Raw genomic sequence first — 19,451 nt, 5'->3', positions numbered from 1 at the left:
TGGTTGATCCTTCATAATCCCGCAAATGGGGCGTTGGAGATCGACCATGCGCGAACTATCGGCGGAAGCCAGGCTGCACTTTTACGCGCGCTCGCTCTCGCGGCGGACCGGGGCGAGCATGCACCATATCGCGATGTACAGCGCTTTCGCCGTCATCGCCGCGATCGTGTTCGGCACGCTGTCGGTGCATCCGTTTTGATTTAGATGCGTAGGGTGGGTTAGCCGAAGGCGTAACCCACCAACTACGTTTCCGCATTTGCTGAAGCATGGTGGATTACGCTTCGCTAATCCACCCTACAAACAAAGCTTTCACCCGCGCTTGAACGGCGCCACCTCGATCCCTGCATCCTTCAACGCCTGACGCACGCCGCGCGCGATGTCCACCGCGCCGGGCGTGTCGCCGTGGATGCAGACGGTGTCCGTGCGCATCTTGATGATCTTGCCGGTCACCGAGACCACCGCGCCGTCCTGCACCATGCGCACGACGCGATCGGCGATCGCCGTGGCATCGTGCAGCACCGCGCCCGGCTTCTTGCGCGAGACCAGATTGCCGTCGTCCTCATAGGCGCGGTCGGCGAACACCTCGTGCACCATCGGCAGGTTGGCCGCTTCACCCGCCTTCACCAGTTTCGAATTGGCGAGCACGACGAAGATCAGATTGGGATCGACCGCCCTGATGCCGGCGGCGATCGCCTTCGCCGTCATGTCGTCCTCGCAGGCGACGTTGGAGAGCGCACCGTGCGCCTTCACATGGGTCACCTTGTGACCGGCCGCAGTCGCGATCGCCTGCAGCGCGCCGATCTGGTAGGCGACGAGGTTCTCGATCTCGGAGGCCTTCAGCCCCGCGATCGGATGCCGGCCGAAGCCGTGCAGGTCGCGATAGCCGGGATGCGCGCCGACCGAGACGCCGCGCGCCTTCGCCAGCTCCACCGTCCGGCGCATGATGTCGGGGTCGCCGGCATGGAAGCCACAGGCGACGTTGACCGAGCTCGCCAGCTCGATCATCGCGGCGTCGTTACCCATCTCCCACGCGCCAAATCCTTCGCCGAGATCGCAATTGAGATCGACTGTCTTCATGGTTGCTCTCCGCCTCTGGTCTTGTTGCCGTTCACGGTTCTGCCGCGACCTGCCACGTCCCGGCATCGACGGCGCTCACGGCATAGCCCGCAACGTTGGCGTCGCTGAGTGCCTCGATGTTGAGCGCAACCGTATCGGACGAGCGCAGGCGATCGGGCAGGTTGCGGATCGCTTGCGCGAATTTGCGCGCCTCATCCTGCGCCTCGGCCATGCTGACCGCCTTGAAGCGGAACGCCGTTCCCGCCGAGGTTTGCGCGAGGCGGCCGACATCGGCCGTGATCACGGTTGCGATCTTGGGATAGCCGCCGGAGGTGCCGCGGTCCATCATCAGCGCGATCGGCGCGCCGTTGCCGGGCACCTGGATGCTGCCGTTGACCGTGCCGTCGGAGACGATGTTGTGGCCGTGCAGATGCTTGATCGCGGGGCCTTCGAGCCGGTAGCCCATGCGGTCGGAGGTCGCCGAGATCTTCCACTCGCTATCCAGGAACAGCGCCTTGTTGGCGTCGTCGAACTCGTCGTCCTGCGGCCCCAGCAGCACGCGGATCGGACCGCCCACGGGCTTGGGCAGCTCGATCCGCAGCTCGCTCGCGCCGCTCGCGGCATCGACGCTGAACTCGTCACCGGCCTGGAGCGGGCGCGGGTAGGGGCTGCCGAGCCCGGCACGGGCATTGACCGCAAGGCTGCCGAACACCGGCTCGCCCTTGATGGCGCCTTCGATCGCGAGATAGGTGAAGGCGCCGCCACGGGCAAAGCCGAGCGTCAGCGTTTCGCCGTCCTTCAGCGTCACCGAAGTGCCCATCGCCACCGGGCTGCCGGCAACGTCCGCATTGCGCGGCGCGCCTGACATTGCAACGCGCACTGCCCCGTCACGCGCGGTGAAGGACGCTCCGAACGGGCCGATCTCGACGGCGGCGGCGAACGGTGCGTTGCCGACCAGCGTGTTCGCCGCAGCCAGCGACAGCCGGTCCATCGCCCCGCTCACCGTCAGGCCATAGCGTTGCGCGCCGAAGCGGCCGCCATCCTGGACGGAGCTTGCAGGACCGATGCTGGCGACGACGAGCCGGCTCATGCGTCCACCTGCTCGGCGACGATCTCGCCGGCTTCCGCAGCGCGGTCCAGTTCGTCGAACGTCTTGTGGTCGATGGCGAAGAAGGTCACGCGGTCACCGGGCTCGGTGAGGAAGGTCGGATTGCGATGGAGCTGATAGGTTCTGACGGGCGTGCGGCCCAGAAGGTGCCAGCCGCTCGGCGCGGCCAGGCATTGGATGCCGGCCTGGACGCCGCCGACCGAGATCGTGCCGGCGGGCGTCAGCAGCCGCGGGTTTTGCCGCCGCGACATGTGCAGGAATTTGTCGAGGCCGCTGAGATAGGACCAGCCAGGCGTGAAGCCGATCATGGCGACCTTATAGTCGCCGCCGGCATGACGGGCGACGATGTCGTCGGGCGTGGTGCCGAGCGTCTTGGCGACGTCCTCGAGGTCGATGCCGTGCTCGCCGCCATAGGCGACGGGAATGCGCCAGCGGCGGGCCTTGGTGGCCGGCGGCAGCGGCTGGCTGGCCAGCGCGAGCAACTTGTCACCGAGCGTATCGAAGCCGATCTCGCCGGGATCGTAATGCACCAGCAGCGAGCGATAGGTCGGCACGGTCTCGGTGATGCCGTCGATGGGCGCCGCGGCAAGCGCCTTGTCGAGCGCCAGCACGCGCTGGTTGGCCTCGTCGTCGATGGTGTGGCTGAACTCGACCGTGACGGCGCTGTCGCCACTGGGCAGGAGGCGGGGCGGGGGAAGCGTCGCGGCCATGAGCTGTCGAAGAGCTGTCGAAATCGGGCTTCGGAGGAGGCGGCCCTCAGCGTGAGAGTTCCGCCTCGTCCTGCTTCGCGTAAATGCGCCCGCAAGTCCAATAAATTAATGCAAGGGGGTGCGATAAAGCCTTGTTATCGCGTCGCATAATAGCCCGGCGGCCTTGCATTATTGGCGGTCTCTTCGCTCTTGACGCAAGGGCTGCGGCTCGCAAGATGCGCGCGTTCTTTCCCACACCTCGGAGCTCGTCTGTTTCCATGTCGCTGTCCCCCGAAGCCCGCAAGACCCTCGCCGGCATCACCACCGCCACCATCACCACGGTCCTGCTGAAGAAGGGCCTGCGCAACGTGTGGATGCGCGGTGCGCGGCCGCTGCGTCCGGGGCTGCCGCGTCTGGTGGGACCTGCCTTCACGCTGCGCTTCGTGCCGGCCCGCGAGGATCTGGCGACGCCGGAATCCTGGTCGTCGCCGATCTCGACCCGCACCGCGATCGAAGCGATGCCCGACGGCTGCATCGCCGTGGTCGACGCCATGGGCATCACCGATGCCGGCATCTTCGGCGACATCCTCTGCGCGCGCATGGTCAAGCGGGGCGTCACCGCACTCGTCACCGACGGCGTCGTGCGTGACGTCGAGGGCGTGCTCGGCACCAATCTGCCGGTCTGGTGCGACGGTTATGCCGCGCCGCCGTCGGTCGCGGGCCTCACCTTCGTCGGCTGGGGCGAGCCGATCGGCTGCGGCGGGGTTGCGGTATTCCCGAACGATATCGTGGTCGCCGATCAGGATGGTTGCGTGCTGATCCCGCAGGCGATGCTCGATCACGTGCTCAACGAAGGCGTCGAGCAGGAGCGCATGGAGGCCTGGATCGTCAACGAGGTCAACAACGGCGCGGTGCTGCCGGGCCTCTATCCCATGAACGCCGAAACCAAGGCGCGCTACGCCGCCAGCAAGAAGTAACGAAAAACGAGGACCCCATGGAGATCACTGTTGCAGGCACGCGCCCGACCCGCCGCGCGCCCAAGGAAAACTTCACCGGAACGGTGTGGCAGGACCCCGTCATCATGGCGCCCGCGCCGGCACGGTTGAACTGCTCGCGCGTTGCATTCGAGCCGGGCGCGCGCACCAATTGGCATCACCATCCGCTCGGGCAGACGCTCTACGTCATCTCCGGCGTCGGACGCGTCCAGACCAAGGGTGGTCCCGTCAGGGAGATCCGTCCCGGCGACACCGTCTGGATTCCGCCGGGCGAGTTGCACTGGCACGGCGCATCGCCGACCAACGGCATGTGCCACATCGCCATGCAGGAAGCGCTCGACGGCGTCTACTCGACCTGGCTAGAGCCGGTGACCGACGCGGAGTACGGAGCCGCGGTCGGCTGAAGCTCTCGTGTCCCGGACAAGACGCATCGCACAGGCGATGCGGCGCAGAGCCGGAACCCAGAACCTTCAACGACCAAAGATGCTGGGTCCCGGCTCAGCGGCGTAGCGTTGCACGCTGCACCGCGTCCGGGACACGGACGCTCACATCCTTTCCGCCGTCCATGTGCCCGTGCACATGGCGCCGCGCCAGGTGCCGGAGCCGGACGTTCCGCTGAGCCGGCCAAAGCCGACGGCGCGCTTGATGCCGGTGCTCAGGGTGACGTTGATGCGGCCGGCATCGGCGACGCGGCCCGACGCCGTCACTGCGGCGCTGCTCGATGCGATCTGGCCGTTGTTGATGCCGATCGCGACGGTCGCGCCGTTGCCGCAGGCCTGGCTCGATGAGGCGATGCGGACGTTCCACGCGCCGTCGAAACTGCTCGTCGCAGCGTTCGCCGGTGCGAGCGGGACAGCGATGACGGCGGCGGCGGCGAAGAGAGCCTTGCGAAACGCGTTCATGACACGCCCCTTTGGTTGACCATGCGGGGACGGTGACATGCGTGCGGAACCGGCGATGTGAGGGCTGTCACGCGCGCAGGAGGCTGTGTGAGCCTGCGCACGCCGGCACGGCAGGGCGCAAAGCAAAGGGGCCCGCATCATGGGCCCCTTGTCTTCGCAAGAACGATCAGATCAGTTCACCCGCGTCCAGGTCTGGCCGCCGCAAAACATGCCGCCGAAGGCGCAGCCTTGCACGCGCAAGCGGTCGGTGCCCTTCATCGCGATGGTCGAATCGTAGGTCGATCCGGAATTGGGATCGAGGATGCGGCCCGACCATTTCTGGTCCTTGCCGGGCTTCATGTTGATCAGGACCTGCTCGCCGTTCTGGTTCGATTTGCTATCGACCGAATAGCCGCAGAGATTGCTGCCGCATTGCTCGATGCGGACCTTGCCTTCCTTCTCCTCGGTGAGCCAGACGCCGAGCGGCGAGCTGAGGTCGCGCGTGGGCGCGGTTGCCGGAGCAGCCGGTGCTGCGGCCGCCTGCACGGGAGCGGGAGCGGGAGCGGGAGCGGGAGCCGGGGCGGGCGGCGGAGGTGGCGCCGCTGGCGCAGTGGCCACGGTCGGAGCGGGGGGCGGCGCCACGGCGGGCGCGGCCTGCTGCTCGGCCGGCGCCGGGGCCGGCGGGGGGAGCACGGCCGTATCGGCCGGCGCGTTGGTCGCAGTCGTGGTCGGCGGCGGAGCCGGCGGTGGCGGGGCCGGAGGCGGTGCAACGGCCGCAGCTGCAGGCGCCTGCGCGGCTGCGGGCGGTGCGACAGGAGCGGGAGCTGGTGCCGGTGCGGCAGGCGCCTGCGGATCGACCGTGGCCTGCTGCGGCGCCTGCTCGTTCTTCTTGGCCTTCTTGGGCTTGCTCTGGCCCGTATTGTCATACACGCCGGGAATCTGGACCGTGCCGCGGTCCGGATCGATCCGGATGGTGCGGCCGCCATATTCGAAAGTGTACTGGGCCTGTGCAGCCGTGCTCGCCAAAAGGAATGCGGCCGTGGCCAACAGCTTCCTCATTTCCGTCTCCTGAACCGGTGGTCCCCGCACCGACGCTTACGCGCCGATCCGATCTTCAAAAGTGATCTAGATCACTGTTCTCGGTATGAGTCGTGCTCGCGCCGACCTTGGTTCAATAACGCCGAACTCTGCCTGGAGTTGGGCGGGCGGCGCCCGGCCTGCGCTTGGTCGGTGAAAATCCGGCGCGCCGCGCCTATTTCCGCGGGCAGCCCGCACTGGCCGCCTGTTGGGCGCGGGCAAGCGCTGCGTCGTTGGCCTTGTCGGCATGGACATCGACCGAGCCGACGAGGCAAGCCTTTGCGCCGCTGATCGCAAACACGGAGAGCTCCTGGAGCTCCTTCTCATCGTCGACCGTTCGCCAGGTACGGATCACCGCGGCCCTTGGGACACCGCCACGCATGATCCATTGCACCTTTTCGCCGAACGACTTGCCGGCACCGCGCCATTGCGCAGTCGGTCCGGACACCTTCTCGATCGCGCTGCGAGGCGCGATCGTGATCGATACGATGTTGCCTTCGTCGGCAAAGCTCACGACGTAACCGGCCGGACCCGGGCAGGTCCACAGACCGAGTTCGTCTGTCGACTCGTCCTTGCAGGCCGGCCCGGTTGCGGGCGTGAACTTCGTCTGCGCGAGCGCGCCCTGGACTCCGCCGATCCCGAGCAAGATTGCGATTGCCAATTCCCTTCGCATTGCTAATCGAACCACGCCGCGTAGATATTCTTGTAGCTGCCGTCTTCCATGGAGATGTGCAGCCACTGGTCGACGAAGGCTTTCAACGCCATGTCGCGCTGGAGCCAGTAGGCCTTCTCGGAGAAGTCGAACGGCTTTTCGGGATGCACCGCGCAGAGCACGCCGGCGTGCTGCTTCTGCTGGTAGCGCGTCTCGGAAGCGTCGGTCATCATCAGATCGGCGTTGCCCTTGGCGATCTCATCGAAGATCACGGTATTGTCGGCGAACACCGTGATCTCGGCCTCCTTGATGTTGGCACGTGCGAAGCGCTCGTTGGTGCCGCCGGGATTGACGATGATGCGAGTGCCCTTCTTGTCGATGTCGGCGATGCTCTGGTACTTGCCGACATCGGCGCAGCGCGCGATCGGCGTCTTGCCCTCGCGCATGATCGGCGTGGAGAAAAAGCCCTTCTTCTGCCTATCGAGCGTGACCGAGACGCCGCCCATGGCGATGTCGAACTGGTCGGCCTCGAAATCCTTCATCAACTTCGGCCAGGCCGTCGGTACGAATTCGACCTTGACGCCGAGCGCCTTGCCGAGCGACTGCGCCATGTCGACGTCGAAGCCGCTGAACTGCTGCGTGGTCTTGTCCAGGTAGGTGAACGGCTTGTAGTCGCCGGTCATGCCGACGCGCAAGGTGCCGCGCTTGACGATCTCGTCGAGGCGCGAGGACGATGCCTGCTGCGCATGCGCCGAGACAGTCACCAGCAACGTCACGGCCAAAGCCGTCCAGATTCGAGCGATCATCTCTTTTCCACCCATGCCCGAGCTGCCATTATGCAGCTCTTGAGTGTGGATTTAGACCAGATGCTCGTTGTTGGCGAGGTGGAAGTGAAGGAAATTCAGAGATGACAATTTCGATGTACGAGGCTTCGGTGGGCTTCTTCGTGCCTTATTTGCGCAACCTGTCCACGCTGCTCGACAAGGGCGTCGCGTATGCCGAGGTTCGCAAGTTCAACCCGGCGGTCCTGCTCGGGATGCGCATGGCGCCGAACATGTACGATCTGGCGCAGCAGGTCGGCGAGGCCTGCCGCCATGCCACGGTCGCTCCGGCCTTGCTGGCCGACCGCGAGCCGGTGGCGCTGCCGGTGCTCGAGCACGACATGGCCGGGCTTCAGGCGCGCATCGCGACATCGATCGAGTTCATCGAGAGCCTGCCGCGCGCCGAGATCGACGCGTCGGCCGAACGCAATGTTTTCTTCAGGCTGAAGAACGGCACCGAGCTGCCCTTCACCGGGCGGGCGCTGTTGCTGACCTTCAGCGTCCCCCAGTTCTTCTTTCACGTGACGACGGCCTACGACCTCTTGCGGCATGCCGGCGTCGAGCTGGTGAAGAAGGACTATCTAGGAAGGAAGTAGTTGGGCGGGTTCGGTGCACACCTCTCCCTTCGGGAGAGGCGTGCGGAGAGATCGGGGCGCAAACTGCCCTACGCTTCGCCCTTGCGCTCGTAATCGGCGAGCGAGCTGCGGCCGGCGATCTCGCTGCGCAGCTCTTCGAAGCGACGGTGTGCCTCGTCCTCGCGCTCGTCGACGAAGCGCACGGCGGCCTCGCTCGTCATCGGGCCGCTGATCACGGGGGCGGATTGCTCGCCGATGGTCTCATGGACGTAGAACTGGTCGTCGTCGCCGCGATGGACCGTCCATTTCAGCCGGATCGCCACCATCGGGCCGGGGCCGACCTTGCTGTAGCCGTCGGCATCGGTGTGCTCCGGCACCAGCGGCTGCTCCTCAACCAATGGATGCTCGTCGACCGATGCATGCTCGTCGAACGATGCATGCTCTTCGACCGACGGATGCTCTTCAGCCGCCTGATACGCGTCGACGACCCGCTGATCGTCGGCGTCCGTGTGCTCGCGCTCTCCGGCAACCACGATCTCGGTCTCGGTTTTGCGAATGACGAGAACGGGCTCGGGGTTCTCCAGAATGCTGGCGATGGTGGCCAGCGTTTGGTCGGTCGGATCGATCTCTGACAAGGGGGCATCCTCCAGCTCGACGCGCCGGCCAGTCTGTCCCGCTGCCGCCGCGCTTCCGCCTCCATTACGCGCGCTTGATTAAGGCTGAGTTGGGGCCCGATCTGCACCAAAATGGGACGCTTTCTGGCGTGCCGAAGGCGCTTTATCGGCCCAGCACGTCCTGATTGATGATGTTCTGGCGGATGGGATCGCCGTCCAGCACACTGAGGATGTTGCGCGCGGTCTGCTCGCTCATGCGGCTCACAGCTTCGACCGTAACGCCGGCGACGTGGGGCGCCATGATGACGTTGGGCAGCGCGAACAGCGCGTTGCTGATTGGCGGCGGCTCGACCTCGAACACGTCAATGCCGGCGCCGGCGAGCTTTCCGGAGGTGAGGGCGTCGTACAGCGCAGCTTCCTTCACGATTCCGCCGCGCGCGGTGTTGATGAGATAGGACCCTGGCTTCATCCGTCCGATCCTGTCAGCATCGAACAGGCCGATGGTTTCCGGCGTCTTGGGGCAGTGGATGGTGACGAAATCGGCGCCCGGCAGTGCGGCATCGAGATCAGTGACCGGCTCGCATCCGGCCGCCTTGATGTCGGCGGCGTCCTTGTAGGGATCGTAGACCTGCACCTTCATCTCGAACGCCAGACAGCGCTTGGCGGTGCGGCTGCCGATGCGGCCGAATCCGATGATCAGCACGGTCTTGCTGTAGAGATCGAACGGCAGCATGCCGAGGCGGTCGGCCCAGGTGCCCTCCTTGACGCAGGAATGCAGCTCCTGCGCGCGCTTGGCCAGCGTCAGCATCATGAACAGCGCCGCTTCCGCGACCGATGGCGAGTTGGCGCTGCCGGCGACCATCAGCGGCACCTTGCGGCGGGAGAGGGCGGGCACGTCCACGGCGTCATAGCCGACGCCGATGCGGGTCACCACCTTCATGTCTCTTGAGGCTTCGAGCTCGGTCTCGCCGAAGGCGGTGGCGCCGAGCGCCACGCCATGGACGGAGCGTGGCTCTTCAGCAGGGCTTCGAAATCCTTGGCCGAGATCAGGTTCGGAAATTCGACGAGCTCGATATCGTCCCGCTGGGTGAGGAGGGCGCGCGCCCCTTGCGACAAAGTTTGCGTAACGAAAATCTTCTTCTTGTTGGTCGCCATCATCCCCTGCCTGCGCGAGTTTCTTGTCCGGCCCTCATAATACGAGGCCGGACGCCTCGTTTAGCAGGTGCATGTTGTTGAGGTCCATCGCCAAACGCATGGGTGCTCCGTCCTTGGCGCCGGCGTTGGGATTGACGCGGCCGCAGATCGGCGTGCCCTCCAGCCCGAAATAGACCAGCGTCTCCATTCCCATCGGCTCGGTGACGTCGAGCACGGTCTCGAAGGTCTCGACGCCGGGTTCGAGATGCGCGTGCGCCTCGGTGAGATGCTCGGGGCGAAGGCCCAGCAGCAGCTTCTCGGTGCGCGGCAGCGCATTGTAGCGCGCGGCGCGGGCGGGCGGCAGCGGAAAGGCGATGCGGTCGGTGAGGCGGATTTGGAGCGTGCCGCCGACATCTTCGAGCCGGCACGGGATGAAGTTCATCGCGGGCGAGCCGATGAAGCCTGCAACGAAACGCGTCGCAGGCTTGTGGTAGAGCTCGTTCGGCGTGCCGATCTGCTCGATCTTGCCCTTGTTCATGACCACGACGCGGTCGGCCAAGGTCATGGCCTCGACCTGGTCGTGGGTGACGTAGACCGTGGTGGTGCGCACCTTCTGGTGCACCTTCTTGATCTCGATCCGCATCTGCACGCGGAGTTTCGCGTCGAGATTGGACAGCGGCTCGTCGAACAGGAAGACCTTCGGATTGCGCACGATGGCCCGGCCCATGGCGACGCGCTGGCGCTGGCCGCCGGAGAGCTGCTTCGGCTTGCGGTCGATCAGGTCGGTGATGTCGAGGAGGCGGGCAGCCTCGGTCACCCGCGCCTTGATCTCGGCCTTGGGGTAGTGCTTCAGGCGCAGGCCGAACGACATGTTCTCCGCGACCGTCATGTGCGGATAGAGCGCGTAGTTCTGGAACACCATCGCGATGTCGCGGTCCTTCGGCGGCACATCGTTGACGATGTCACCGCCGATCATGATGTCGCCGTCGCTGATGTCCTCGAGGCCGGCGATCATGCGCAGCGTCGTCGACTTGCCGCAGCCGGAGGGGCCGACCAGCACGATGAACTCATGGTCGGCGATGTCGAGGTCGATGCCGCGCACGGCTTCGACATCGTCGTAACGCTTAACTACCTTCCGCAAAGCAACGTCAGCCATGAGACATCAACCCTTTGTCGCACCGGCGGTCAGGCCGGCAATGTAGTAGTCCATCAGGAACGCGTAGATGATCAGCGGCGGCGCGGCGCCGAGCAATGCGCCGGTCATGATCTGCCCCCAGTTGAAGACGTCGCCCTTGATCAGCGTGGTGGTGATGCCGACCGGCAGCACCAGCTGATCCACCGACGTCGTGAACACCAGGGGATAGAGGAACTGCGCCCAGGAGACGGTGAAGGCGAAGATGGTCGCTGCGATCAGCCCGGGCAGGGCGACGGGGATGAAGATCCGCGTCAGCGTCTGGAGCCAGGAGGCGCCGTCGATGAGGGCGGCCTCGTCGAGCTCCTTCGGGATCGAGGCGAAATAGCCGATCATGATCCAGGTGCAGAACGGCACCGTCAGCGTCGGATAGATGAACAGCAGCACGTACCATTTGTTGAGCAGCGTAATGCCAGTCACGTCCTGGACAACCGCCAGCATCTTGAACAGCGGAATAAACAACAGACTGTCGGGGACCAAATAGGTCAGGAAGACGCCGGTCGCGAGCGTCGTCGAGCCCCAGAACTTCATCCGCGCCAGCGCAAACGCCGCGGGAATGCTGATCAGCATCGTCACGATCACGACGACGATGGAGACGATGGCGGAATTCCAGAAGAAGCGCAGAAACTGGTTCGAGGTCAAAAGCTCGACGTAGTTCGACAGGGTGGGATTGAACACCCACCAGGGGTTGGTCGCCGCCGAAATCTCCGCGCTGCTCTTGAGCGAGGTGATCAGCATGTAGATCGGCGGGGTCAGCGAGAAGATCGCGAACAGCACCAGGAAGAAGTAGGACCAGCGCAGCGCCCAGGCGCGATCCCGGCTCATGCTGCGGTATTTGACCTTCCGCGTGGGGCCGCTTTTGTCGATTGCGAGCGTGCTCATCAGGCTTCGTTCCCACGTTTGCTGACATCGCGCAGAATGAAGATTGCCGCGACTGCGAGGATTGGCACCATGAACAGCGAGACGCAGGCGCCGAGCGGAATGTCGCTGCTTTGAATGCCGACCTGGAACGCCCAGGTGGCGAATATGTGCGTGGAGTCCAGCGGGCCGCCCGAGGTCAGGATTCGCACGATGTCGAAATTGGCGAAGGTGACGATCAGCGAGAACAGCGTGGTGATGGCAATGATGTTGCGCATCATCGGCAGCGTCACGTACCAGATCCGCTGCCACCAATTGGCGCCGTCGATGGCGGCCGCCTCGTAGAGCTGGTCCGGCACCGATTTCAGCGCCGCCAGGTACATGATCATGAAGAATGGTGCGCCATACCAGACGTTGACGAGGATGACCGAGAAGCGCGCCCAGAAGGTGTCGCCGAGCCAGGGGATCGGGCCGATGCCGAAGAACGACAGCGTGTAGTTGAAGGCGCTGTAGGAGGGGTCGAACAGCCACAGCCAGGCCAAAGTGCTCATCGCCGGAGGGATCACCCACGGCACCAGCAGCATGCCGCGCCATTTGCGTTGGCCCTTGGCCGGCAAATTGTGCACGAAATGAGCGACGATGAAGCCCAGCAGCGCTTTGAAGAACACCGCGGTGATGGCGAAGATGCAGGACTGCCTCACGACCATCCAGAACGTGTCGCGCTTGAACAGGAAGGTGAAATTGTTTAAGCCGACGAACTTCTGCATCGACTTGTTCAGCGTCGCCAGATGCATGGAGTAGAAGGCCGGATAGAGCACGAGCGAGGCGATCAGCAAAATCAGCGGCAGCGTCAGCAGGAACGCCACCGTCGATTTCCGCCCGAGAACATTGCGAAGGCTGGTTCGTTTGCGCGAGCTTGCGGCGCGGACGGAGCGAGCTTGCTCAACGACGACATCGGCCATGGTCAGACTTTCCTGCGGAAGGTTCAATGCAAGCCGGCCATATCGGTCGGCTTCTCTCGAAAGAGGATGGAACGGTCGGAATGATCGGCGGCTCACGCGCAAGCGCGCGAGCCGCCGTGATCCACCGGCATCAGCTCCGCATGAAGCCTTCGCACTCGCCCTCGGCCCAAGCGAGCGCCTGTTCCATTGTCTCGCCGCGCGCATACCGTAGCGCCAGCTTGGTCAGCGTCGCCTGGCTGTAGATCTGCTGTGCGATCTTCGGAGGAGCCGGCGAGGCCGCGATCGACATCGTCTGGCGGCCATGCGGGTCGGGATAGCTATAGAGCGTGCCCTTCGGCGGTCCTTCCTCGGCCCACGTCTTCAGCTTCGTCATGTTTGCGAAAGCCGGGAGGTCGTAGCCGCCGCTCGCCGCGACGAACTTTTCGATCGACGAGGGTTGCGACAGATGGGTCAGCAGGCTCTTGGCGGCTTCCTTGTTCTTGCCGAAGGCCCAGACGCCCCAGAAATAGGGCAGGAACGGTGCGAAGCGGCCCTTCGGACCGGCCGGCATGCCGTGCGTCCAGCATTGCTCGGCGACCTGCGGTGCGTCGCGTTTGGCAACGGCCCATGAGCTCGGCGGATTCAGGATCAGTGCGCCGCGGCCGGAGATCAGCCATTTGTTGTTGGACGCGTCATCCCAGGAGGCGGCGTCTGCCGGAAGCACCGCGATCAGCTTCTTGTAGAATTCGAGCGCCTGGCGCACGGCGTCAGTCTTCACCGTGATGTCCCCCTTGGCGTTCACGAGCTCGGCGCCGAATGACTGGAAGATCGCGCCGGCGGTATCGACGCTGTCGGTGGTCTCGCCGAGGCCGATCCCGAACGGCACGCCGGCCTTGTTGCAGGCTTCGGCGGCCTTGAGAAAAGTGTCGGTCGTCCAGTTCTCGTCCTTTGGCGTGCTGCCCGCCGGATACATCTCCTGGACGTCGATGCCGGCATGCTTCTTCATCAGGTCGATGCGGGAGCAGGGGCCCTTGATCTGGCTGCCGACGGTGGCAGGGACGGCGAGCCATTTGCCGCCGGCCTGGCCGAGATATTTGGTCGTGCCGTTCACCTCGCCGTTCTGCTTGATGATCGGCCCCATGATGTCGGTGACCGACTCGAGCTGGTCTGCATAGGCGTGCGGCCACCAGGTCGGCATCTGGAGAATGTCGTGACCGGATTTCGCCTGGGCTTCGGCGGCGACGGTCAGTTCGAGCTTCTTGTTGTTGCTGGTGATGTAGTCGATGGAGACTTCGACCTTCTCCTTGGCGGCCCATTCGTTGACGAGGTCGGTCGAGGCCTTGTTCGCGCCGGGGACCCAATGGTCCCAGAAGCCGATCGAGAGCTTGCCGGCGGCGTAAGCGCCCCGAACATAGGGCGCTGAGATCAGCGCCGCGGAGGACATTGCAGTGGCAGCCACAAATTGACGTCGGGTCAGTGTCTTGCGTGACATCTCGTTTCCTCGCCTGGGTGCTTGTTGTTGGAGTTTCCTCTGAGACTTTCTTTTCGAGTTGTTATTGTTCGATTTTCTTATTGGTGCCGCCGGCCTGCGAGAGAAAATCACGCAAGCGGCAGCAAATTGGTAGCGCGATCAGATCATGATTGATCGCGTCTGTCGAGAAAGCCGAACGGCTTCTTTCTCTAGAACTATTGGCGTGCTCGGCGATCGTCGCGATCGCATGTCGGGATCACGCGTTGCACGTCGGTGCGAGGTTTATTTTGCGATGCACACTTCGCGCAAACGAGTCAGCGAGCCATCCGTGCGCAATTACGCCGCAGTTTCAAATAAGCCTGCATAACCGCTTCGCGCGAAAGACTTTTCAGGCGTGGACGGCGATCGGCGGCGTCTGGACCTCGGCGCGGCCGAAACGATAGAGTTGCAATTGGCGAGAGCCTAACAGGCCAGCCGATCGACGATGGAGACGAGAATGATCAAACCGGCGCTGCGAGCGCGGCTTCACCTGCGACGATGGTTTGCGCTGGGATCGGTACTCGCGCTGCTGCTCGGCACGGCCGCGGTGGCGAATGCCCAAGGTCTGGTCAAAGGCGTTCAGGAGGGGGCGGCGGCAGGAAACAAGGCGGCAGGTCCGGTCGGCGGCGTGCTCGGCGGCGCCATCGGCGGCGTGGTGGGCGTCTTCACCGGCGTGCTCGGCGTCGGCAACAGTCCCAATCAGGCGCCACCGCCCAAGGAGCCCAACAGGGAGGCCAGCAAGGACGCGAAGGACTCAAAGCAGCCGGCCGGCAAGGACAAGGATGCCAAGAGCGCCAAGGCAAGCAAGGGCGCCAAGGCGACCAAGGAGGCCAAGAACGCCCCGCCGGGCGGCAAGGACAATAAAGACAGCAAGGATAATAAAGACAATCAGGGTGTCACGGTCCTGACCCAGCCCGGCGCACCGCAGCAGACCGCGGAGCAGATCGTCGCCAACAGCGATGCCTATATCGAGAGGATCAAGACCGAGCTGAACCTCACGCCCGATCAGGAGAAGCACTGGTACGGCTTCTCGAGCGCCATGCACTACCTGGGGCACAATGGTGCGGAGCGGCTCAACCTGCGGGTTGCCCGCGCCAAGCGCGATCCGCCCGACGACATCATCGAGCAGATGCGCAATGAGTCCCAGTTCCTGATTGACCGGGCTGCGGACCAGCGCAACGTCGCCGACGCGGCCGAGCCGCTCTTTTCGAGCCTCGACGACAAGCAGAAGCAGGTCTTCATCCAGGAGATGGTGCGCCTGAGCCACGAGCGCGGATTGGATTAATCAAGTTGAATCGGATCGGGCGCGTCTGAATTAACGGAGCTCGCCACGAAATCGTGTATCCTCTCCGCAATTCGGTTATGGTTAGCTTGGTAAGGCTGACTGTGGGGTTGATATGGCGGACGGACTCTCCGTTTTCCTGGTCGAAGACGAGGCGTTGATCCGGATGATGATCGCCGACATGGTGGAGGAACTCGGCCACCACGTTGTCGCGGAAGCGGACAACGTGCGCGACGCCAGCGCCTTCGCCATGACCGCGCAATACGATCTGGCCATCCTCGACATCAACCTGATGGGCGTCTATGTCGATCCCGTCGCCGACCTGATCGAGCGCCGCGGCAAGCCGTTCCTGTTCGCCACGGGTTACGGCCCGGAGCTGCTGCCGTCCTTGCTCCGGCGCAGGCCCATCCTGCGCAAGCCGATCGCCATGGATCAGCTCAAGGCAATGATCGATTCGATGTTTCCGGAAGCACCGGCGAAGACGCCGCACTGAGCGACGGCGAAGACGCCGCACTGGGTGACGGCGAAGTCGCCGCGCTGGGTGACGGCGAAGTCGCCGCACTGGAATCAGCGGCAGGACCGCGCGTGAGGAGCGCGAGGTCGCGGTATCGGCCGTTCTTCAACACTGTAGCAATGGTCTGCGCGGTCATGGCGGCACGATCCGAGGCGCGCTGGGCCGCCAGCCGGTCCTTCGCCTTCTCCTCGATCAAGAGCTCGATCAAGGCCAGCCGCTTGTCCTCGTTATCCGCCTCGGTCAGCAGGCGGTGATAGCGGTGATAGTCGAAACCCAAATCCTGCTTACGCATGTCACGCCCCCCGCAACTACGCCACACACCGGGCAGGAGTGTTTCGCATCGGGAACAACCAGGCAAGCAGATCCTGCGCGGAACCACGCGGATACCTTAATCAGTTGTGAATTGTGGAACCGGCGGAAACCGACGCCGTCGCTCAATTCGCATTGTGCTCGGCGAACATCTTGAGCCCGACGAAGCTCGCATCCGGCTTGATGACCAGCCGGGTCGGAATGTTGCGCAAGTAATCCTGGAAGCGCCCCTTGGCCTCGAAGCGTGCGCGGAAGGCGGAGGCCGCGAGGAATTCCGGAAAACGCGGCGCGATTCCACCGGCAATATAGACACCGCCGCGGGCGCCAAAGGTCACCGCGAGATTGCCGGCGACCGAGCCGAGGATGGCGCAGAACATGTCGAGCGTCGCGCGGCTGATCGGGCAGCTGCCCTCCAGCGCGGCTTTGGTGATGGCGGCGGGATCGCGATGCGGCACCTGGGTGCCGTCGACCTCGGCCAGAGCCTCGTAGAGACTTTGCAGGCCGGAACCCGAGAGCGCGCCGCGTTCGATCGAGACATGGCCGAGGCGCTTGCGCAGACAGGCGATCAAGCGTTCTTCGCGCTCGTTCTCCGCCGGCAGGGTCGCGTGACCGGCCTCCGTCACCACCGCCAGCCGCGCGCCATGGCGCTCGACCAGACAGGATACGCCAAAACCGGTGCCCGGGCCGACCACGAGGAGGGGTTCTCCAGGCAGGCCATCCTGTCCACCGAGCGGGATCAGGTCGGCAGGCTGCAAGGCGGGCAGGGACCAGGCCACCACCTCGAAATCGTTGAGCACGTGGACGCTGTCGAAACCGAGAGTGGGTTGCAGCTCGTTGCCGTCGATGACCCAGGGACTGTTGGTCATGACGCAGCGATTGTTGGTCACGGGCCCCGCAACCGCCAGCACGGCTCGTCGGGGCGTTTGACCACCGGCCCGGCGTGCGAGGACATCGACGATGGCTTCCCGGACGGTTGGGAAGTCGGCGACCTTCACATAGTCGATTGGTCCGGCCGGATCGCAGCCGCTGGAGTCGACCTGGCTCAGCGCGAAGCGCGCGTTGGTGCCGCCGATATCGGCGAGAAGCATCTGTTCTGTCTTGCCGATGGTCATGGCGATATGGCTGCCGCAGCTTTGCCGGCTGCGGGAACCGCTTCCTCCGCTTTCTCCGATCGCAAATTGCGAACGGCTTTCAGAATCCGTCCTTGGGTGCGGCTAGTCAACACGGACGACATCAAACCGTTGCATCCCGACAGCTCGTCCGGTGACCAATTCGCGCAGCTTTTCGCACCGGCCAGCGGTTGCGCGACAGCGCGGGAAGGCCGACACTAAGGGAGCGCGCGGTGACTAGCGCCGTCCCGCCGCAGATGGAAAGAAAACGATGAAGATTTCCGACCGCGACGTGCTGCTGATCATCGACGTGCAGAACGATTTCTGCACCGGTGGAGCGCTCGCCGTTCCCGGCGGCGAGAAGGTCGTCCCCGCCATCAACCGAATCGCCCAAAAATTCACCAATGTGGTGCTGACCCAGGACTGGCATCCAAGTGACCACGTCTCGTTCGCGCCGAACCATGCGGGCAAGCAGCCGTTCCAGACCATCGAGCTCGACTATGGCACCCAGGTGCTGTGGCCGACGCATTGCGTGCAGGGCACCGCGGGCGCCGAATTCCACCGGGAAATCGACGTCGACAGGGCGAATCTCGTGGTCCGCAAGGGCTTTCGCCGCGGCATCGATTCCTATTCGGCATTGTTCGAGAACGACAAGAGGACGCCGACGGGCCTGCTCGGATATTTGCGCGAGCGCGAGCTGAAGACCGTCTTCGTCGCCGGCCTGGCGCTGGATTTCTGCGTCCGCTTCTCGGCGGAGGACGCCCGCAAGGCAGGCTTCGAGGTTGCCGTCATCGAGGATGCCTGCCGCGGCATCGACCTCGATGGCTCTGTGGCCGCGGCTCATCGCAGTTTCAGGGAGCTCGGCATTTCGGTGATCGGCCTCGAAGCGTTCCTGTGAGGAGATCGAGATAGCCATGGCGGACAAGACCAGCAAACAGTCGCACGGACCCGGGCACCCCCCCGATGACCCACTGCTGTGGCCGTTTGCAGCCGCGCGGCTAGCCATGGACGCCTGCTTCTGGTGGCTCGATCGCGGTGCACCAGTGGAGCAGGATGAGAGCAATCTGCCCTGGACCACGCCGAACGCCGTCGCACTGGAGCTTGCGACCATGCGGCTGCGCGATTGCACGCGGACGCGCTCCGGCCAGCCGGCGCTGGTCTGTGCACCTTATGCGCTGCACCGGGCCCTGGTCGCCGACTTCGCGCCCGGCCACAGCGTGGTGCAGTCGCTCCAAGCCAGGGGCATCGACCGGGTCTATCTTACGGAGTGGCGATCAGCTTCGCCCGACATGCGCTATCTCTCGATCGACAATTACCTCTCCGATCTCAACGTCGCCGTCGACGAGATCGGTGCGCCAGTCGATCTCGTCGGCCTGTGCCAGGGCGGCTGGCTGTCGCTGCTCTACGCGGCGCGCTTTCCGGCCAAGGTGCGGCGCCTGGTCTTGGTCGGGGCCCCGGTCGACCTCTCGATCGAGTCGTCATTGTCGCGGCTCACCCGCAACGCCCCCGACCTGGTCTACGACCAGCTCGTCGCGCGCGGCGGCGGCAATGTCAGCGGCGAGGAGATGCTGCGTCTGTGGTCGAAGACGCCAAGCTGCGACGACATCGAGGCGGCGTTGCAGAGGGATATTTCGGACGAGGAGGGCGCCGCGCTGCTCGCCCGTTTCGATCGCTGGAATACCGAAACGCTCGATCTGCCGGGCACCTATTATCTTCAGATCGTCAATTGGATCTTCCGGGAGAACCGGATCGCCGGCGGCGCATTCGTCGCGCTCGGCCGCACCGTCGACCTCAAGGACGTCAAGGTGCCGATCTTCCTGCTGGCCGGACTGGACGACGACGTCGTGCCGGCCGCGCAGGCGCTCGCCACCGCCGGTCTCGTGGGCACGCCGCCGCCCTTCATTGCGGCGGCGTCCGAGCCGAGCAATCATCTCGGCCTGTTCATGGGAGCGCGGACCCACGCTCATGCCTGGCCCCGGATCGCCGAATGGCTGCGCGGCGACCTGTCTGGAGTTCTGGCCCGCAGCGCCTGACGTGCGGGCGCCGGGCGGCCATGCAAGTCCGTTATGCATGACGGCGGATGGCCTGCACGGGGCCGGGTCGATGGGTTACATATGACGTCGAAGGGGCGGCT

21 protein-coding genes and 2 pseudogenes are annotated in these 19,451 nt (G+C 64.6%); 8 read left to right on the top strand and 15 right to left on the bottom strand.

Annotation, left to right across the window (positions count from 1 at the left end):
- The first annotated feature begins 46 nt into the window (after positions 1-46).
- Positions 47-199 (top strand): hypothetical protein, encoded by a 153-nt coding sequence (locus LPJ38_RS24935; RefSeq protein ID WP_008564887.1) that lies wholly within the window; start codon positions 47-49, stop codon positions 197-199.
- A gap of 110 nt (positions 200-309) precedes the next feature.
- Here LPJ38_RS24935 and LPJ38_RS24930 read toward each other — a convergent pair whose 3' ends face one another.
- Genes LPJ38_RS24930 through pxpB form a run of 3 tightly spaced genes read right to left on the bottom strand, consistent with a single transcriptional unit; the run spans position 310 to position 2,874 of the window.
- Entirely contained in the window at positions 310-1,077 is a 768-nt protein-coding gene (locus LPJ38_RS24930; RefSeq protein WP_145633801.1) for a LamB/YcsF family protein, read from the bottom strand.
- Positions 1,078-1,108: 31 nt separating this feature from the next.
- Complete coding sequence (locus LPJ38_RS24925) at positions 1,109-2,146, bottom strand: 5-oxoprolinase subunit C family protein (protein WP_145633797.1); 1,038 nt, start codon at positions 2,144-2,146, stop codon at positions 1,109-1,111.
- Positions 2,143-2,874, bottom strand: a complete 732-nt coding sequence (gene pxpB / locus LPJ38_RS24920) for a 5-oxoprolinase subunit PxpB (RefSeq protein WP_145633794.1) — start codon at positions 2,872-2,874, stop codon at positions 2,143-2,145. The genes LPJ38_RS24925 and pxpB overlap by 4 nt, the downstream gene beginning before the upstream one ends.
- Before the next feature lie 257 nt (positions 2,875-3,131).
- Here pxpB and LPJ38_RS24915 point away from each other — a divergent pair, with 257 nt between their 5' ends.
- The gene (locus LPJ38_RS24915; RefSeq protein ID WP_008564879.1) at positions 3,132-3,830 is read left to right on the top strand and encodes a ribonuclease activity regulator RraA; all 699 of its coding nucleotides are present in this window, start codon (positions 3,132-3,134) and stop codon (positions 3,828-3,830) included.
- Positions 3,831-3,847: 17 nt separating this feature from the next.
- Complete coding sequence (locus tag LPJ38_RS24910) at positions 3,848-4,252, top strand: (R)-mandelonitrile lyase (RefSeq protein WP_027542853.1); 405 nt, start codon at positions 3,848-3,850, stop codon at positions 4,250-4,252.
- 141 nt (positions 4,253-4,393) lie between these two features.
- On the opposite strand, the gene LPJ38_RS24905 is transcribed toward LPJ38_RS24910, so the two are convergent.
- The 4 genes from LPJ38_RS24905 to LPJ38_RS24890 all read right to left on the bottom strand — a co-directional run bounded on the left by LPJ38_RS24905 (position 4,394) and on the right by LPJ38_RS24890 (position 7,264).
- On the bottom strand, positions 4,394-4,750 hold the full coding sequence (locus tag LPJ38_RS24905; RefSeq protein ID WP_145633792.1) for a hypothetical protein: 357 nt from the start codon (positions 4,748-4,750) through the stop codon (positions 4,394-4,396).
- Between the two features lie 171 nt (positions 4,751-4,921).
- Positions 4,922-5,788, bottom strand: coding sequence for a DUF2147 domain-containing protein (locus LPJ38_RS24900; protein WP_145633789.1), 867 nt, complete (start codon positions 5,786-5,788; stop codon positions 4,922-4,924).
- A 193-nt stretch (positions 5,789-5,981) separates the two neighbouring features.
- Positions 5,982-6,467, bottom strand: coding sequence for a hypothetical protein (locus LPJ38_RS24895; RefSeq protein ID WP_145633786.1), 486 nt, complete (start codon positions 6,465-6,467; stop codon positions 5,982-5,984).
- Positions 6,468-6,481: 14 nt separating this feature from the next.
- Positions 6,482-7,264 (bottom strand): transporter substrate-binding domain-containing protein, encoded by a 783-nt coding sequence (locus LPJ38_RS24890; RefSeq protein ID WP_145633784.1) that lies wholly within the window; start codon positions 7,262-7,264, stop codon positions 6,482-6,484.
- A gap of 113 nt (positions 7,265-7,377) precedes the next feature.
- Here LPJ38_RS24890 and LPJ38_RS24885 point away from each other — a divergent pair, with 113 nt between their 5' ends.
- Entirely contained in the window at positions 7,378-7,875 is a 498-nt protein-coding gene (locus tag LPJ38_RS24885; protein ID WP_145634635.1) for a DUF1993 domain-containing protein, read from the top strand.
- A 68-nt stretch (positions 7,876-7,943) separates the two neighbouring features.
- On the opposite strand, the gene LPJ38_RS24880 is transcribed toward LPJ38_RS24885, so the two are convergent.
- The 6 genes and pseudogenes from LPJ38_RS24880 to LPJ38_RS24855 form a co-directional block, all read right to left on the bottom strand.
- The gene (locus LPJ38_RS24880; protein WP_167520487.1) at positions 7,944-8,489 is read right to left on the bottom strand and encodes a hypothetical protein; all 546 of its coding nucleotides are present in this window, start codon (positions 8,487-8,489) and stop codon (positions 7,944-7,946) included.
- A gap of 142 nt (positions 8,490-8,631) precedes the next feature.
- A pseudogene (locus tag LPJ38_RS24875) lies at positions 8,632-9,623 on the bottom strand (hydroxyacid dehydrogenase).
- A 34-nt stretch (positions 9,624-9,657) separates the two neighbouring features.
- Positions 9,658-10,758, bottom strand: a complete 1,101-nt coding sequence (locus LPJ38_RS24870) for an ABC transporter ATP-binding protein (RefSeq protein ID WP_061848065.1) — start codon at positions 10,756-10,758, stop codon at positions 9,658-9,660.
- 6 nt (positions 10,759-10,764) lie between these two features.
- Positions 10,765-11,676 (bottom strand): carbohydrate ABC transporter permease, encoded by a 912-nt coding sequence (locus LPJ38_RS24865; protein ID WP_060736086.1) that lies wholly within the window; start codon positions 11,674-11,676, stop codon positions 10,765-10,767.
- Positions 11,676-12,614 carry a carbohydrate ABC transporter permease gene (locus LPJ38_RS24860; protein ID WP_145633781.1) on the bottom strand — a complete coding sequence of 313 codons (939 nt, stop codon included), beginning with the start codon at positions 12,612-12,614 and terminating at the stop codon, positions 11,676-11,678. Before LPJ38_RS24860 ends, LPJ38_RS24865 begins: the two co-directional genes overlap by 1 nt.
- 130 nt (positions 12,615-12,744) lie before the next feature.
- Positions 12,745-14,085 (bottom strand): ABC transporter substrate-binding protein, encoded by a 1,341-nt coding sequence (locus tag LPJ38_RS24855; RefSeq protein WP_145633779.1) that lies wholly within the window; start codon positions 14,083-14,085, stop codon positions 12,745-12,747.
- Between the two features lie 475 nt (positions 14,086-14,560).
- Between LPJ38_RS24855 and LPJ38_RS24850 the strand changes: the two genes are divergently transcribed.
- Positions 14,561-15,388, top strand: a complete 828-nt coding sequence (locus tag LPJ38_RS24850) for a Spy/CpxP family protein refolding chaperone (RefSeq protein ID WP_145633776.1) — start codon at positions 14,561-14,563, stop codon at positions 15,386-15,388.
- Positions 15,389-15,500: 112 nt separating this feature from the next.
- Positions 15,501-15,878: a response regulator gene (locus LPJ38_RS24845; RefSeq protein ID WP_145633774.1), complete on the top strand. Its 378-nt coding sequence runs from the start codon at positions 15,501-15,503 to the stop codon at positions 15,876-15,878.
- A 115-nt stretch (positions 15,879-15,993) separates the two neighbouring features.
- Here LPJ38_RS24845 and LPJ38_RS24840 read toward each other — a convergent pair.
- Both LPJ38_RS24840 and glk read right to left on the bottom strand, forming a co-directional pair.
- Positions 15,994-16,191: pseudogene (locus LPJ38_RS24840) on the bottom strand (hypothetical protein); the annotation flags it as partial.
- A 142-nt stretch (positions 16,192-16,333) separates the two neighbouring features.
- Positions 16,334-17,320: a glucokinase gene (gene glk, locus LPJ38_RS24835; RefSeq protein ID WP_145633771.1), complete on the bottom strand. Its 987-nt coding sequence runs from the start codon at positions 17,318-17,320 to the stop codon at positions 16,334-16,336.
- A 268-nt stretch (positions 17,321-17,588) separates the two neighbouring features.
- Between glk and pncA the strand changes: the two genes are divergently transcribed.
- Positions 17,589-18,215: a bifunctional nicotinamidase/pyrazinamidase gene (gene pncA / locus LPJ38_RS24830; RefSeq protein WP_145633768.1), complete on the top strand. Its 627-nt coding sequence runs from the start codon at positions 17,589-17,591 to the stop codon at positions 18,213-18,215.
- A 16-nt stretch (positions 18,216-18,231) separates the two neighbouring features.
- Positions 18,232-19,350 carry an alpha/beta fold hydrolase gene (locus tag LPJ38_RS24825; RefSeq protein WP_145633766.1) on the top strand — a complete coding sequence of 373 codons (1,119 nt, stop codon included), beginning with the start codon at positions 18,232-18,234 and terminating at the stop codon, positions 19,348-19,350.
- Positions 19,351-19,451: the final 101 nt, after the last annotated feature.

Source organism: Bradyrhizobium daqingense, assembly GCF_021044685.1.
Taxonomy (GTDB): domain Bacteria; phylum Pseudomonadota; class Alphaproteobacteria; order Rhizobiales; family Xanthobacteraceae; genus Bradyrhizobium; species Bradyrhizobium daqingense.
The sequence above is the reverse complement of the archived record's forward strand: the minus strand, read 5'-3'. Positions and strand labels throughout refer to the sequence as shown.

Coding starts and splice junctions, on each gene's coding strand:
- LPJ38_RS24935 (WP_008564887.1), top strand. CDS start 47: ATGCGCGAACTATCGGCGGAAGCCAGGCTGCACTTTTACGCGCGCTCG.
- LPJ38_RS24930 (WP_145633801.1), bottom strand. CDS start 1,077: ATGAAGACAGTCGATCTCAATTGCGATCTCGGCGAAGGATTTGGCGCG.
- LPJ38_RS24925 (WP_145633797.1), bottom strand. CDS start 2,146: ATGAGCCGGCTCGTCGTCGCCAGCATCGGTCCTGCAAGCTCCGTCCAG.
- pxpB (WP_145633794.1), bottom strand. CDS start 2,874: ATGGCCGCGACGCTTCCCCCGCCCCGCCTCCTGCCCAGTGGCGACAGC.
- LPJ38_RS24915 (WP_008564879.1), top strand. CDS start 3,132: ATGTCGCTGTCCCCCGAAGCCCGCAAGACCCTCGCCGGCATCACCACC.
- LPJ38_RS24910 (WP_027542853.1), top strand. CDS start 3,848: ATGGAGATCACTGTTGCAGGCACGCGCCCGACCCGCCGCGCGCCCAAG.
- LPJ38_RS24905 (WP_145633792.1), bottom strand. CDS start 4,750: ATGAACGCGTTTCGCAAGGCTCTCTTCGCCGCCGCCGCCGTCATCGCT.
- LPJ38_RS24900 (WP_145633789.1), bottom strand. CDS start 5,788: ATGAGGAAGCTGTTGGCCACGGCCGCATTCCTTTTGGCGAGCACGGCT.
- LPJ38_RS24890 (WP_145633784.1), bottom strand. CDS start 7,264: ATGATCGCTCGAATCTGGACGGCTTTGGCCGTGACGTTGCTGGTGACT.
- LPJ38_RS24885 (WP_145634635.1), top strand. CDS start 7,378: ATGTACGAGGCTTCGGTGGGCTTCTTCGTGCCTTATTTGCGCAACCTG.
- LPJ38_RS24870 (WP_061848065.1), bottom strand. CDS start 10,758: ATGGCTGACGTTGCTTTGCGGAAGGTAGTTAAGCGTTACGACGATGTC.
- LPJ38_RS24865 (WP_060736086.1), bottom strand. CDS start 11,676: ATGAGCACGCTCGCAATCGACAAAAGCGGCCCCACGCGGAAGGTCAAA.
- LPJ38_RS24860 (WP_145633781.1), bottom strand. CDS start 12,614: ATGGCCGATGTCGTCGTTGAGCAAGCTCGCTCCGTCCGCGCCGCAAGC.
- LPJ38_RS24855 (WP_145633779.1), bottom strand. CDS start 14,085: ATGTCACGCAAGACACTGACCCGACGTCAATTTGTGGCTGCCACTGCA.
- LPJ38_RS24850 (WP_145633776.1), top strand. CDS start 14,561: ATGATCAAACCGGCGCTGCGAGCGCGGCTTCACCTGCGACGATGGTTT.
- LPJ38_RS24845 (WP_145633774.1), top strand. CDS start 15,501: ATGGCGGACGGACTCTCCGTTTTCCTGGTCGAAGACGAGGCGTTGATC.
- glk (WP_145633771.1), bottom strand. CDS start 17,320: ATGACCATCGGCAAGACAGAACAGATGCTTCTCGCCGATATCGGCGGC.
- pncA (WP_145633768.1), top strand. CDS start 17,589: ATGAAGATTTCCGACCGCGACGTGCTGCTGATCATCGACGTGCAGAAC.
- LPJ38_RS24825 (WP_145633766.1), top strand. CDS start 18,232: ATGGCGGACAAGACCAGCAAACAGTCGCACGGACCCGGGCACCCCCCC.